Source organism: Vibrio sp. 10N.261.55.F4, from assembly GCF_041470465.1.
GTDB lineage: Bacteria > Pseudomonadota > Gammaproteobacteria > Enterobacterales > Vibrionaceae > Vibrio > Vibrio crassostreae_C.
The window spans coordinates 435,088-449,273 of the sequence record NZ_JBFRMM010000002.1 but is presented as its reverse complement, the minus strand read 5'-3'; the positions used below and the strand labels follow the sequence as shown (position 1 = coordinate 449,273).

The window sequence follows — 14,186 nt, the reverse complement described above, 5'->3', positions numbered from 1 at the left end:
GCTCGAGATGTTTTTATCCCGTTTAATTATTAAGTTGGTTTATGTTCAAGCAGAGCAGTAATAAAGTAGAAACAATCATTAAAACGAGTGAAGAGCCTCAGCCTCCTCGTTTGAGTGGTTCTCAACGTCTCAAAGAGTGCAGTCTGATTCTCGGTGTTCTCTTCTCTATTCTACTTGCCGTTGCGTTATTAACTTTTAGTCCTGCAGACCCATCATGGTCGCAAACGGCGTGGGGTGGTGACATTCAAAATGCGGGTGGCTACCTAGGTGCTTGGTTGGCGGATACGCTTTTCTTCGTATTTGGTTCTTTGGCTTACCCTTTGCCTATCTTAGTGACGGTTGCTGCGTGGGTATTATTCCGCAAACGTAATGAAGACGAGCAGATCGACTTCATGCTGTGGGGCACTCGCTTACTTGGCCTGACTATCCTAATTCTTACGAGTTGTGGTTTAGCGGATATCAACTTTGACGACATCTGGTACTTTTCATCCGGTGGCGTAGTGGGCGACGTCTTAACAAGCCTTGCTCTTCCAACGTTGAATGTTCTTGGTAGTACGCTGGTTCTTCTTTTCTTATGGGGGGCTGGCTTTACTCTATTAACCGGTATTTCTTGGTTAAGTATTGTGGAATGGTTGGGTGAATGTGCCATCAAATTCTTCACGTCTGCTGTTAATAAGGCTCGTGGACAAGACCAAGAGCTGCTTGAGCCTCAATTAAGAGAATCAGCAGACCGCGATTTAATCGAAGAACGTCATCAGCAGCATCAAGCGCCAACTTACCGCGATGTTCCTGCTATAGAAGGCAACAAAGAATCAACAGAGCATGATCCGCTAGATCCTGCGATGAGTTTTTCTGCGACCAATGAGTCGGCAGACGTGGCGACAAATGCGCGAGACAATGCTGCATCGCCGAAGCGTCATTACAATATTCATATGCCTGTCGATGCTCCTGCGAAACAAGAAGCTCCTGTTCATGAAGAACCTCAGGTTCAGCCTCAAGCGGTAATTGAGTCAGAGCAACCGATCCCTGCAGCAGCTGTTTACCAAGCGCCAGAAGAACCGCTAGAAGAAGGTATTGAGCGCTCTAAACAGTTGAATGCAACGATAGAGCAGCTAGAAAATGCGGCCATGTATGAAGATGACCTAGCAGAACAAGATCAGGTCGACGCGCATGATTCTCAGGTTGCTTACCAACAATACATGCAGAACGAACAACCAGAAGTTGGCCCTGCTCATGCTGACCTTGAAAGTGCTGAATCAGAATTAGATAGCTCACCACAAGTAAATGGCGAATTTGGTGCTGAAGATGTCCAACCTGAATCTTTATACGCTTCACCTATGGGCGAGCCAGAAGCAACAGTGGAAGACGATTTCTCTGCACAACCTTCACCGTTTGATGTGACGGAAGAGCAAAGCTACCAACAGGGTTCAGGTCTTGAACCTGAGCAGGCTGAAGCTGAGTTAGCTGGCGCAGCATTAACCGAAGAACAGTTTGAATCTTTCTCTTACCAAGAAGAACATTCAGAGCCTGAACAATCAACAGAGCAGAGCTTAGAGCCAGCTGTTGATCTTCCTTGGGAAGAAGTAACGGAAGAAGAACCTGCGCATCAAGATCAAGATGTCGCCGCATTCCAAAGCATTGTCTCTGAAGCACAAGCGAATATGGCAGCGGCGCAGAATCCGTTCTTGGTTCAACAAGATGTTAATTTACCTAAGCCTGCTGAGCCATTACCCACGCTTGAATTGTTATTCCACCCTGAAAAGCGTGAAACCTTTATTGACCGTGATGCGCTAGAGGCAATTGCTCGTCTTGTTGAATCTAAGCTAGCGGACTACAAGATCAAAGCAGACGTTGTCGACATTTTCCCAGGTCCAGTAATCACTCGATTCGAACTTGATCTGGCTCCAGGTGTGAAAGTAAGCCGTATTTCTGGCCTTTCTATGGACTTAGCGCGTTCGCTCTCTGCATTGGCAGTACGTGTCGTAGAAGTGATTCCGGGTAAACCTTATGTTGGCTTAGAACTGCCGAATATGAGTCGCCAAACGGTATTCTTCTCAGACGTGGTTGCTAGCCCTCAGTTCCAAGAAGCGAAATCGCCAACGACAGTGGTTCTAGGACAAGACATCGCTGGTGAAGCCGTTATTGCTGATCTATCGAAAATGCCTCACGTTCTGGTTGCAGGTACAACCGGTTCTGGTAAGTCGGTAGGTGTGAACGTAATGATTCTGAGTATGCTTTACAAAGCATCACCGGAAGATGTTCGCTTCATCATGATCGACCCGAAAATGCTTGAGCTATCGGTTTATGAGGGTATTCCTCATCTATTGTCTGAAGTGGTAACCGACATGAAAGATGCGTCGAACGCCCTTCGTTGGTGTGTTGGCGAGATGGAACGACGTTATAAGCTGATGTCAGCATTAGGCGTTCGTAACATTAAAGGTTACAACGATAAGCTTAAGATGGCAGCGGAAGCGGGTCACCCAATTCACGATCCACTGTGGAAGCCGGGCGACAGCATGGACCCAGAAGCGCCATTGCTTGAGAAACTGCCTTACATTGTGGTTATCGTTGATGAATTTGCCGACCTAATCATGGTGGTTGGTAAGAAGGTTGAAGAACTGATTGCACGTTTGGCACAAAAAGCACGTGCGGCGGGTGTTCACTTGATTCTAGCGACGCAACGTCCATCAGTGGATGTTATTACTGGTCTTATTAAAGCGAACATTCCAACCCGTGTGGCCTTTACGGTATCAACTAAAACGGATTCACGAACTATCCTTGACCAAGGTGGTGCGGAATCACTATTGGGCATGGGTGATATGCTTTACTTGCCTCCTGGTTCTAGCCATACAACTCGTGTTCACGGTGCCTTTGCATCTGATGACGATGTACACGCAGTCGTGAATAACTGGAAAGCGCGTGGTAAGCCAAACTATATTGATGAAATCACCAACGGCGAACAAACCCCAGAAACCTTGCTTCCGGGTGAGAAGATGGAAGGTGATGAAGAGGTCGATCCTCTGTTTGATCAAGTGGTAGAACACGTTGTTCATTCACGTCGTGGCTCAGTTTCAGGCGTACAGCGTCGATTCAAGATTGGCTACAACCGTGCTGCACGTATTGTCGAGCAACTTGAAGCTCAAGGTATCGTAAGTGCTCCAGGTCATAACGGTAACCGAGAAGTCTTAGCACCAGCGCCACCAAAAGATTAGTTCCGGTAGGAACTCATAACTATTCAGTCGGTCAAATCGAAAATATGACCGACTTATGTTCTAACAGGATTATTGATGAAAAAAGTATTCGCACTTTTATTTATGAGCTTCTCAGTGTTTGCTTCTCCGAAAGAAGAGTTGAGTAGCCGCTTGGCATTAAACGCAGGCTTCAGCGCTGACTTTAAACAAGTCGTGACCAGCCCTGATGGTGATGTTGTTATGGAAGGTGAGGGCACGGTAGAGATTGCACGCCCAAGCCTGTTCCGCTGGGAGACCACGTTCCCTGATGAAAACTTGTTGGTATCTGATGGCCAAAGCTTGTGGTACTACAGCCCGTTCATTGAGCAAGTGAGCATTTATTGGCAAGAGCAAGCGACATCACAGACACCTTTTGTCCTGCTTACACGTAACCAAGAAAGTGATTGGGATAACTATAATGTGGCGCAAACGGGTAACCAATTCACGCTAACGCCAACTGCTGTCGATTCTAATCAGGGCGACTTCCAGATTAATATCACCGAAAAGGGCATTGTTCAGGGCTTTAATGTGATTGAACAAGACGGTCAAAAAGGTGAGTTTACCTTTAGCAATGTTGATTTGGGTAAACCTGCAGCAGACCGCTTTACTTTTGTGGCACCGGAAGGTGTCGAGGTCGACGACCAAAGAAACTGATCTAAACAAGCAGATCGTTTGGTAGTACGTCGATAGGCATTAATGCCATCAACGAATCAAGAGATTGCAATTGAGTAATTACAGCTTAGATTTTGCGGGGGACGAAGATTTTCGTCCCCTTGCTGCTCGTATGAGACCGGAAACTGTCGAACAGTACATCGGTCAGCAGCATATATTAGGCCCAGGTAAACCACTTCGCAGAGCGTTGGAAGCGGGCCATATCCACTCGATGATTTTGTGGGGGCCTCCGGGCACCGGTAAAACGACGTTAGCCGAAGTTGCAGCAAACTATGCGAATGCTGAAGTGGAACGCGTATCGGCGGTAACCTCGGGCGTAAAAGACATTCGTATTGCAATTGAAAAAGCGCGCGAGAACAAGCAAGCAGGGCGCAGAACCATCCTGTTTGTGGACGAAGTCCATCGCTTTAACAAAAGTCAGCAAGATGCTTTTCTGCCTCATATCGAAGATGGCACCGTGACCTTTATTGGTGCGACGACAGAAAACCCATCTTTTGAACTGAACAACGCTTTGTTGTCACGTGCGCGTGTCTACAAACTGACGTCCCTGAACACAGATGATATTTCTCTTGTCATTCGCCAAGCGATTGAAGATAAGCAACGTGGTTTAGGTGATGTGCCTGTTGATTTTGCTGATAATGTTTTAGATCGCCTTGCAGAACTGGTTAACGGCGACGCGCGTATGTCGCTTAACTACCTTGAACTGCTGTATGACATGGCAGAAGACAACGATAAAGGCGAGAAAGCGATAACCTTGCAGTTGTTGGCTGAAGTGGCTGGTGAGAAAGTCGCTCGTTTCGATAACAAGGGTGATATTTGGTACGACCTAATCTCCGCGGTTCATAAGTCAATTCGTGGCTCAAACCCTGATGCGGCCTTGTACTGGTCAGCACGAATGATTGCTGCGGGGTGTGATCCTTTGTATATCGTTAGACGCTTGCTGGCGATTGCTTCTGAAGATATCGGTAACGCTGATCCTCGCGCCATGCAGGTAGCGATGTCGGCTTGGGATTGCTTCACGCGCATTGGCCCTGCTGAAGGGGAGCGTGCGATTGCGCAGGCGGTTGTTTATCTCGCATGTGCACCAAAGAGTAACGCCGTTTACACCGCGTGGAAGCAAGCGTTAACAGATGCTCACAATCTTCCTGAATATGAAGTGCCGCATCATTTGCGAAATGCACCGACAACTTTGATGAAGGACATGGGCTACGGGCAAGAATACCGTTATGCTCATGACGAACCAGGAGCCTACGCCGCTGGTGAAAAGTATCTGCCTCCTGAAATGGGAGAGAAGCAATACTATTTCCCAACAAAACGAGGCTTAGAGACCAAAATTGGCGAGAAGCTAGATTATCTGGCGGATTTGGACGCAAAAAGCCCACAAAAACGCTATGAAAAGTAGTCTTTTTTGGATATCGTTACCTAGTCATAAAATTTCAATTAAATCGTTATAAATTGGTCGAAATAACACCAGTTTTAGGGGTTTAGCAGTGATTCAGTAGCAAGCTACTGAATATTCAAATAACTAAAGCATAGGATTAGCAATGCTGGATTCTAAATTACTTCGAGCTGAGCTGGATGAAACAGCGGCAAAATTAGCACGTCGAGGCTTCACCCTTGATGTAGAGACAATTCGTGAACTTGAAGAAAAACGTAAGTCCCTTCAGATGAAAACTGAAGAGCTACAAGCGTTACGTAACTCTCGATCGAAGTCCATTGGTCAAGCGAAAGCAAAAGGCGACCATGAAGAAGCTGAGCGTATCCTTGCTGAAGTAGGCAACTTAGGCGCAGAACTAGACCAAGCTAAAGCAGCACTGGCTGAGCTTCAATCTGATCTAGAAACAATCACTATGTCTATTCCAAACCTGCCAGACGAGTCTGTGCCAGAAGGTAAAGACGAAGATGATAACGTTGAAGTTTCTCGTTGGGGTCAACCTAAGACTTACGACTTCGAAGTGAAAGATCACGTTGATCTTGGCGAAATGTCTGGCGGTCTTGATTTTGCTAGCGCAGTAAAAATCTCTGGTTCTCGTTTCATCGTGATGAAAGGCAAATTTGCACGTCTACACCGTGCTATTGCTCAGTTCATGCTGGACCTTCACACTGATGAGCACGGCTACACAGAAATGTACGTACCGTATCTAGTGAACCACGATAGCCTTTACGGTACTGGTCAACTTCCTAAGTTCGGCGAAGACTTGTTCCACACAAGCCCGCTAACTGAGCAAGTAAGTGACGTACCTCTTAAGACTTTATCGCTTATCCCTACTGCGGAAGTACCGGTAACGAACATGGTTCGTGACACGATCACTGATGAAGCTGAACTGCCACTTAAGATGACAGCTCACACGCCGTGTTTCCGTTCTGAAGCGGGTTCTTACGGTCGTGACACTCGTGGTCTTATCCGTATGCACCAATTCGATAAAGTTGAATTAGTACAAATCACTAAGCCAGAAGACTCAATGGCAGCGCTTGAAGAGCTAACTGGCCACGCTGAGAAAGTACTTCAACTTCTAGAGCTTCCTTACCGTAAAGTGATTCTATGTACAGGTGACATGGGCTTCGGTTCTGCGAAAACTTACGACTTAGAAGTATGGGTTCCAGCACAAGAGACTTACCGTGAGATTTCTTCTTGTTCAAACATGTGGGATTTCCAAGCGCGTCGTATGCAAGCTCGTTTCCGTCGTAAAGGCGAGAAAAAACCTGAACTTGTACACACACTAAACGGTTCTGGTCTTGCTGTTGGTCGTACTATGGTTGCTATCCTTGAGAACAACCAAGAAGCAGATGGCCGTATTGCTATCCCAGAAGTACTTCAACCATACATGGGCGGCGTAACGCACATCGGTTAATTAGATTGATTAAGCATTAGGTTACTTATAAAACCCAGCCAACAGGCTGGGTTTTTTATTGCCTATAGAATAGTGCAGTGGCGAGAAATAAATAATTTTTGTTACCTATGTGTAATAGTGTTTTATTGATTTTGATAATTATTACAATCCTTAAATGTGGCTATAATATGCTCTTACCGCGGTAGGTACAAATTTTCTCATGCAAATACAGAGGAGGACTTATGGCCGTAGGATGGGCAGGTGACGATAGCGTCAGTCAGCAAATTCAAAATACCATTGATGATGAGATCTCTCGTGTAAGAGGGAACATTCAAAGTGGGGAAAGCTTGCATTATTGTGACGAGTGCGGTGATGAGATATCAGAAAAGAGACGGCTAGCGATTAAAGGCGTGCGTTTCTGTATTGGATGCCAGTCCATATTTGAACACGTTGCGCATCGTCACTCATTGTTCAATCGCAGAGCAAGTAAAGACAGCCAACTTCGTTAGAAGGCGGTCGTTCTCTATTGTCGATAATAATGAACTCACCTCTCCTTAACTTCAATATTGCAGATAGCAAATGAACCAGTAAGGAGAGGTAATAGCTTTGTCTTCTATTTAAAGCAGTGGCGATCTTTTAATGCGCAATTAATAGCGGAAACAAGTTTCTCGATGTGCTCAGGCTTGCTAATGAACGGAGGCATCATATAAATTAACTTACCAAAAGGACGGATCCAAACACCTTGCTCTACAAAGTGCGCTTGAATGGTTTCCATATCGACAGGTGTATGTGTTTCAACAACGCCAATAGCGCCTAACCAACGAACGTCTTTGACAAGATCATGCTCTCGCAACGGTGGTAGCAACTCAGAAAAGAGTTGTTCAATCTGTTGAGTCTGATTTTTCCAATGGCCTTGCTCGATGATGGATAAACTTGCTGCACCCACAGCACAAGCTAAAGGGTTGCCCATAAAGGTTGGCCCGTGCATAAAACACCCCGCTTCACCGCCACATACGGTGTCTGCGACTTCTTTGCTCGCAAGCGTCGCTGACAGCGTCATATAGCCGCCAGTTAACGCCTTTCCAACGCATAAGATATCTGGTTGAACATCGGCATGCTCACAGGCGAACAGTTTGCCTGTTCGGCCAAATCCGGTCGCAATCTCATCCAAGATAAGTAATACGTTGAATTCATCACACAGCAAGCGAACTTGTTTTAGGAACTCAAGGTGGTAGATGCGCATGCCGCCAGCGCCTTGAACGATAGGCTCTAAGATTACGGCGGCAACCTCTTCATGATGGGCTGTGAGTTTCTCTCGAAAGCTATTGATGTCACTTGAATTCCACTCATCCCAAAAGCCGGTTTTTGGCGAATCAGCGAAAATGTGCTCAGGCAAAAAGCCTTTGTAGAGGCTGTGCATCGAGTTATCTGGATCGGTCACCGACATTGCCGCGAAGGTATCGCCGTGGTAACCATCTCTTAGCGTTAGGAACTTTGAACGAGGTTGCCCTTTAGCATGCCAGTACTGCAGTGCCATCTTAAGGCTAACTTCCACGGCCACTGAACCTGAATCGGCCAAGAATACGTGCTCTAGATTACTTGGCGCAAGTTTTAACAACTTCTTACATAAATCGATAGCGGGCTGGTGGGTGATGCCACCAAACATAACGTGTGAAACCTTATCGATTTGACTATGAGCTGCAGCGTTTAGCTCTGGATGATTGTAGCCGTGGATGGTTGACCACCAAGATGACATACCATCAATAATTCGTTTTCCGCCTTCTAATTCTAGGTAAACACCGTCTGCGTTGGTGACTGGGTAGCAGGTCAGAGGTGTTAACGTTGATGTGTAGGGATGCCAGATATGCTGGCGATCAAAGGCGAGATCCATAGTAACTTCCATTCTTGGTGCGGTTACAAAATAACCAGATGTAAACTTTTGATATTATCAATGTGTTGACAGTCTAAAGCTTGTCGGTAGACTAGCCAAGCATAAATGCAATCTCTATTGATAGAGATGAAACATCAAATAATAAAAAAGGATCGACACGTGGAAGTTCGTCATGACTGGACAGTTGCTGAAGTAACAGCACTGCTTGAAAAACCGTTTATGGATTTAATGTTTGAAGCTCAAGTGGTTCATAGACAGTACCAAGAGCACAACCACGTGCAGGTGAGTACGCTTCTATCGATTAAGACTGGTGCTTGTCCTGAAGACTGTAAGTATTGTCCTCAAAGTGCTCACTACCGAACGGATGTCGACAAAGAACGCCTAATGGAAGTAGAGCGTGTTTTGGATGCGGCGCAAAAAGCCAAGAACGCGGGCTCGACTCGTTTCTGTATGGGCGCGGCGTGGAAAAACCCGAAAGAACGCGATATGCCTCACTTGACTGATATGATCAAAGGTGTGAAAGGTATGGGTCTAGAAACCTGTATGACACTAGGCATGTTAACCCCTGATCAAGCTGGCGAGTTAGCGGATGCAGGCTTGGATTACTACAACCATAACCTTGATACGTCTCCCGAGTTTTACGGCAGCATCATCACCACTCGTACTTACCAAGATCGTTTAGATACGCTATCTCACGTACGTGATGCCGGTATGAAGATCTGTTCTGGTGGCATTATTGGTATGGGCGAAAGTACCAATGACCGTGCAGGCCTGCTGGTAGAGCTAGCGAACCTTCCGGTACACCCTGAGAGTGTGCCAATCAACATGCTCGTGAAAGTGAAAGGCACACCGATGGAAAACGTCGATGATGTTGAATCTTTTGACTTCATTAAGTTGATTGCGATTGCTCGTATCATGATGCCAATGTCAGCGGTTCGTCTATCTGCAGGTCGCGAGAATATGAATGAACAGATGCAGGCGATGTGCTTCATGGCTGGCGCGAACTCTATCTTCTACGGTTGTAAGCTACTGACTACGCCAAACCCAGATGAAGACACGGACATGCAGCTGTTTAAGAAGTTAGGCATCAACAGCCAACAAGTGGCTCAGAAGCCTGATGAAATTCAAGAAAACGAACTGTTAGATCAAGTAGTGGAGCGCGTTGCTGCTCGTCCAACGAAAGATGACATGTTCTACGATGCCACTGTTTAAATCCCGTATCAAAGATGCCCTTGTTCAACGCCGTGAGCAGGGGCTAACTCGTCAACTTAAAGTGCTCGAAAACAGTAATGGTCCTTTGCTTAATTGCGAAGGTTCTCGCTTTATTAATTTTTCGAGTAATGATTACCTAGGCTTGGCGAACGACCCTGAATTGGTGGAGGCGTGGCAAGCTGGGCTTTCCCTTTATGGTGCTGGCAGTGCGGCATCGCCATTGGTCACGGGTTTTAGTCCTGCTCATAGAAATTTAGAAGCTCAGCTGTGTGAATGGTTGGGCTTTGAACGTGCGATTCTCTTTAGTTCTGGTTTCAGTGCGAACCAAGCCTTGTTGTTTTCTCTGCTCGAAAAAGACGACTCTCTGCTGCAAGACAAGCTTAATCACGCCTCTTTGATGGAAGCGGGGATGCTTTCTCATGCAACCATGAAACGCTTTAAACACAACGACACGCAGCATCTAGAGTCTCTATTAAGCCGATCTCTACAATCCTTGGTCGTCACTGAGGGCGTATTCAGCATGGACGGCGATCAAGCGCCTCTCAGCCAGATATCTAACCTGACTCATCAATACGACAGTTGGTTGGCGGTTGATGATGCCCACGGTATCGGCGTATTAGGTGATAAAGGAGCTGGGAGTTGCAGTGCAGCACAAATCTCCCCCGATATTTTGGTGGTGACCTTTGGCAAAGCATTTGGCGTTTCTGGTGCTGCGATTCTTTGTTCGTCAGAAGTGGGTGATTACTTAACTCAGTTTGCTCGTCATCATGTGTACTCGACGGCGATGCCACCTTCACAAGCGGTGGCTTTATCTCATGCCTGTAAGATGACTCAAACTCAAGAGTGGCGCCGAGAAAAGCTGACTGAGTTAGGGTCTCTCTATGCAGAGAAGGTGAGCGGCTTGAAAGGCTTTGTGGATACTCAGACTCCGATTAAGCCATTTGTGATAGGTGAAGCACAAGCGGCATTATCAATAGCTGAAGAGTTAAAGCAAAACCAAGTTTGGGTGACCGCAATAAGGCCGCCAGCCATACCTGCTGGAACTGCTCGATTACGAATCACGTTAACAGCTAACCATAGCCCAAAACAGATTCTCCAGTTAACCAGGTCGTTGCATCAAGCCATTGAACGAAACATCGACTTAAGCACTGAACCGGGTATCCATCCAAGCTTTGAATCAAATAAAGAGGCTCAGTAAATGTCACAAGAAGCAGTAGTGCATAATTACGTTGGCCAAGATAAGAGTGCGATTGCCGAAGCCTTTGGTAAAGCGGCAACAACCTATGACAAACACGCTGAATTTCAACGCGATGTTGGCCACCGATTACTGGATAAATTACCCAGCGATCTGTCAGGCTTTAAGGTGCTGGATCTAGGTTGTGGTACTGGCTATTTCTCCGAGCAACTTGTAAAACGAGGCGCCGAAGTGGTTTGCGCTGATCTTTCTGTTGGAATGCTAGCAACAGCAGAGAAGCGGTGTGGTGCATCTGTATCTTTATATCAACAAGCCGATGCCGAACAATTGCCGTTTGAAGATGGGTGCTTTGACATCGTTTTCTCTAGCCTTGCGTTGCAATGGTGTGACGATTTGTCGTCGCCTTTGAGAGAGATGAAGCGTGTTACAGCGGCTGGTGGGCGTGTTATTTTCTCAACTTTGCTTGATGGGTCGCTGTTTGAACTGAAAAAGTCGTGGTCCAAAATTGACGCACATCAACACGTTAACCATTTTATTACAATCAATAAGGTAAAAATTGCGTTAGCGCAATCTAGCTGTACCGTTCATCAACTAGACTTGCCCACCATCACCGTTTGGTACGACACTGCGTTTGAACTGATGCGCGACCTTAAAGGTATCGGCGCTAATCACGTAAGTGGTCGCTCACAAGGTTTAACAAGTCGTCGCATGTTGCAGCTTGTTGATCGGGAATATCGAGAGTTTAAGAACCATCAAGGTTTCTTACCAGCAACATATCAAGTTTGTTTAGGGGTTATTCAATTATGATTGATGCATTATTCATTGCAGGTACGGATACCGAAGTGGGAAAAACTGTGGTTTCAAAAGCGATTCTTCAAGCTTTGGCCGCACAAGATTTATCAACAATTGGTTACAAGCCAGTTGCTGCAGGGAGTGAAAAATCCCCTGAAGGACTACGTAATAGTGATGCACTGCATCTTCAAGAAGCGGCGACGCAAGATATTGCTTACGAAGACGTCAATCCATACGCGTTGTTGCTACCATCATCGCCTCACATCGCTGCTAAGCATGATGGTGTTGTAATTGATGAGTCGGTATTATCAGCGAAGCTAGAAGAGCATAAGAAAAACTCTGACATCGTGTTAGTTGAAGGTGCTGGTGGTTGGCGAGTCCCGGTTTCAGACGATGAATATCTTTCTAGCTGGGTTAAAAAAGAGCAACTGCCAGTGGTACTGACTGTGGGTATTAAACTTGGTTGTTTGAGCCACGCTCTATTAACGGCAGAAGCGATTCGTGCTGATGGCCTAAACCTAGTAGGTTGGGTCGCAAACCGTATCAATCCAGGTACTGAGCACTACGCAGATATTATTGCGATGCTTGAAGATAAGTTAGGTGCACCTAAGTTAGGTGAAATCCCTTACGTCCCAAAAGCGAAGTCTAAAAACATTGGTAAGTACATTGATGTGCAGCCTTTGCTTGCGCTTTAATTACCACGTTATGTACTAAATAAGAAAAGGGCTGCGATTGCAGCCCTTTTGCTATTTTAAGCCTTTAGACCTTGAGTTGATAAACAACCGGTCTTTTAATAAACAAGCTTAGAACTAATGTTCTTTAGTCAGTCCCATTAAAGCTTGCTGAGTTTCTGTGATTTTTGTCTGTGCCGTTTGCGGTGTTAGGATTCCAACCTGCTTTTTCGCTTCTTCTTCAGTAATCCCTAGGTGACAGCACAGTAAATCGATAGCCATTTGAGTGTTAGTACCTTCAACCATGATCCTTTCCTTTTTGTACATGGACTAGCCAATAAATCATCTGAAGTCACTGTAAACGGATTGTTATATCGACACCATACGACTTAGGTCTAATAGAGTGGATTTAATTCGGATATGGTCTCGTAATCAAATGTTGCAATTTAATGCTTAACCTTGTTTTCTTAATCTAAGACTATATGTATAAGTAAGTATAAGTCTTCAAGGTTGGAATCTATTGCTGTCTGCCTTGTCTATAACAATAAGTTTTATAAAAACAGCTTTCATGCGGAGATAAGTAATGAAGCGAGTAATGTTGTTCCTTGCAACTAACCTAGCGGTTGTATTGGTACTAAGTGTTGTTCTTAATGTTGTATACGCAGTTACAGGTATGCAACCCGGTAGCCTCTCAGGTTTATTGGTGATGGCTGCGGTATTTGGTTTTGGCGGCTCATTCATTTCATTAATGATGTCGAAGAAAATGGCGCTACGCTCGGTAGGCGGCATGGTCATTGAAAGCCCACGTAACGAAACAGAACATTGGTTGATGGAGACGGTAAGCCGTCAATCTCAACAAGTTGGTATTGGTATGCCAACAGTGGCGATCTACGACTCGCCAGACATCAACGCATTCGCGACAGGTGCTAAGCGTGACGATTCATTGGTAGCAGTATCAACAGGCCTGCTGCACAACATGACGCGTGATGAAGCTGAAGCAGTATTAGCGCATGAAGTGAGCCACATCGCAAACGGCGACATGGTGACCATGACGTTAATGCAAGGTGTAGTGAACACGTTCGTTATCTTCCTATCTCGTTTCATCGCCAACATTGTTGCGTCGAATGACAACGAAGAAGAGGGTGGCAGCAACATGATGGTGTACTTCGGTGTGTCTATGGTGCTGGAACTGGTATTTGGTTTCTTAGCAAGCTTCATTACGATGTGGTACAGCCGTCATCGTGAATTCCATGCCGATGCAGGTGCAGCGAACCTAGTAGGTAAAGAGAAGATGATTGCAGCGCTAGAGCGCCTAAAGGTGAGCCATGAGCCACAACTAGAAGGTTCTATGATGGCATTTGGTATCAACGGTAAGAAGTCTCTAACAGAGCTTCTAATGAGCCACCCGCCGCTAGACAAGCGTATTGCTTCTCTACGTAACATGTAATCGCTACGTATTCTTCAGTCGCTAATCGACAAGATACATTTGAAAGGCTTCCTTCGGGAGGTCTTTTTTGATCTTGGCATCTAAGACAGTAAGTATTCGAGGAATAGGTGTCTGGCGATAGAGGGTTACTGGTGATGAAGCATTACGATATTGATTGGTTGATATCGCACGGATTGAGATGAGTAGGGTAATGATACTGGGTTGCTTTGTATTATTTTGCTGACGTCTCTTGTGCTCAATACACT

General features: G+C 45.8%; 12 protein-coding genes. 10 read left to right on the top strand and 2 right to left on the bottom strand.

Annotated elements, in window-relative coordinates:
• Window positions 1–41: 41 nt before the first annotated feature.
• From AB4249_RS02765 to AB4249_RS02745, 5 genes are all read left to right on the top strand, one after another.
• Window positions 42–3,212, top strand: a complete 3,171-nt coding sequence (locus AB4249_RS02765) for a DNA translocase FtsK 4TM domain-containing protein (protein WP_372102285.1) — start codon at window positions 42–44, stop codon at window positions 3,210–3,212.
• 75 nt (window positions 3,213–3,287) lie between these two features.
• On the top strand, window positions 3,288–3,884 hold the full coding sequence (lolA, locus tag AB4249_RS02760) for an outer membrane lipoprotein chaperone LolA (RefSeq protein WP_017060248.1): 597 nt from the start codon (window positions 3,288–3,290) through the stop codon (window positions 3,882–3,884).
• A gap of 64 nt (window positions 3,885–3,948) precedes the next feature.
• Window positions 3,949–5,304 carry a replication-associated recombination protein A gene (locus AB4249_RS02755; RefSeq protein WP_017060249.1) on the top strand — a complete coding sequence of 452 codons (1,356 nt, stop codon included), beginning with the start codon at window positions 3,949–3,951 and terminating at the stop codon, window positions 5,302–5,304.
• Window positions 5,305–5,446: 142 nt separating this feature from the next.
• On the top strand, window positions 5,447–6,754 hold the full coding sequence (serS, locus tag AB4249_RS02750; protein ID WP_372102284.1) for a serine--tRNA ligase: 1,308 nt from the start codon (window positions 5,447–5,449) through the stop codon (window positions 6,752–6,754).
• Window positions 6,755–6,975: 221 nt separating this feature from the next.
• Entirely contained in the window at window positions 6,976–7,242 is a 267-nt protein-coding gene (locus AB4249_RS02745; protein ID WP_372102283.1) for a DksA/TraR family C4-type zinc finger protein, read from the top strand.
• A gap of 104 nt (window positions 7,243–7,346) precedes the next feature.
• Here the strand turns inward: AB4249_RS02745 and bioA are convergent, their stop codons facing one another.
• Window positions 7,347–8,624 (bottom strand): adenosylmethionine--8-amino-7-oxononanoate transaminase, encoded by a 1,278-nt coding sequence (bioA, locus tag AB4249_RS02740; protein WP_372102282.1) that lies wholly within the window; start codon window positions 8,622–8,624, stop codon window positions 7,347–7,349.
• 159 nt (window positions 8,625–8,783) lie between these two features.
• Between bioA and bioB the strand changes: the two genes are divergently transcribed.
• Genes bioB through bioD form a run of 4 tightly spaced genes read left to right on the top strand, consistent with a single transcriptional unit; the run spans window position 8,784 to window position 12,518 of the window.
• A complete protein-coding gene (bioB, locus tag AB4249_RS02735) occupies window positions 8,784–9,836 on the top strand; it encodes a biotin synthase BioB (RefSeq protein ID WP_016792500.1) in 1,053 nt (350 codons plus the stop codon).
• The gene (gene bioF, locus AB4249_RS02730) at window positions 9,823–11,034 is read left to right on the top strand and encodes an 8-amino-7-oxononanoate synthase (protein WP_372102316.1); all 1,212 of its coding nucleotides are present in this window, start codon (window positions 9,823–9,825) and stop codon (window positions 11,032–11,034) included. Before bioB ends, bioF begins: the two co-directional genes overlap by 14 nt.
• Complete coding sequence (gene bioC / locus AB4249_RS02725; RefSeq protein WP_017060254.1) at window positions 11,035–11,838, top strand: malonyl-ACP O-methyltransferase BioC; 804 nt, start codon at window positions 11,035–11,037, stop codon at window positions 11,836–11,838.
• The gene (gene bioD / locus AB4249_RS02720) at window positions 11,835–12,518 is read left to right on the top strand and encodes a dethiobiotin synthase (RefSeq protein WP_372102281.1); all 684 of its coding nucleotides are present in this window, start codon (window positions 11,835–11,837) and stop codon (window positions 12,516–12,518) included. The genes bioC and bioD overlap by 4 nt, the downstream gene beginning before the upstream one ends.
• A gap of 114 nt (window positions 12,519–12,632) precedes the next feature.
• Here the strand turns inward: bioD and AB4249_RS02715 are convergent, their stop codons facing one another.
• Window positions 12,633–12,800: a hypothetical protein gene (locus AB4249_RS02715; protein ID WP_017060256.1), complete on the bottom strand. Its 168-nt coding sequence runs from the start codon at window positions 12,798–12,800 to the stop codon at window positions 12,633–12,635.
• Between the two features lie 277 nt (window positions 12,801–13,077).
• Here AB4249_RS02715 and htpX point away from each other — a divergent pair, with 277 nt between their 5' ends.
• Window positions 13,078–13,941 carry a protease HtpX gene (gene htpX, locus AB4249_RS02710; protein WP_029235495.1) on the top strand — a complete coding sequence of 288 codons (864 nt, stop codon included), beginning with the start codon at window positions 13,078–13,080 and terminating at the stop codon, window positions 13,939–13,941.
• Window positions 13,942–14,186: the final 245 nt, after the last annotated feature.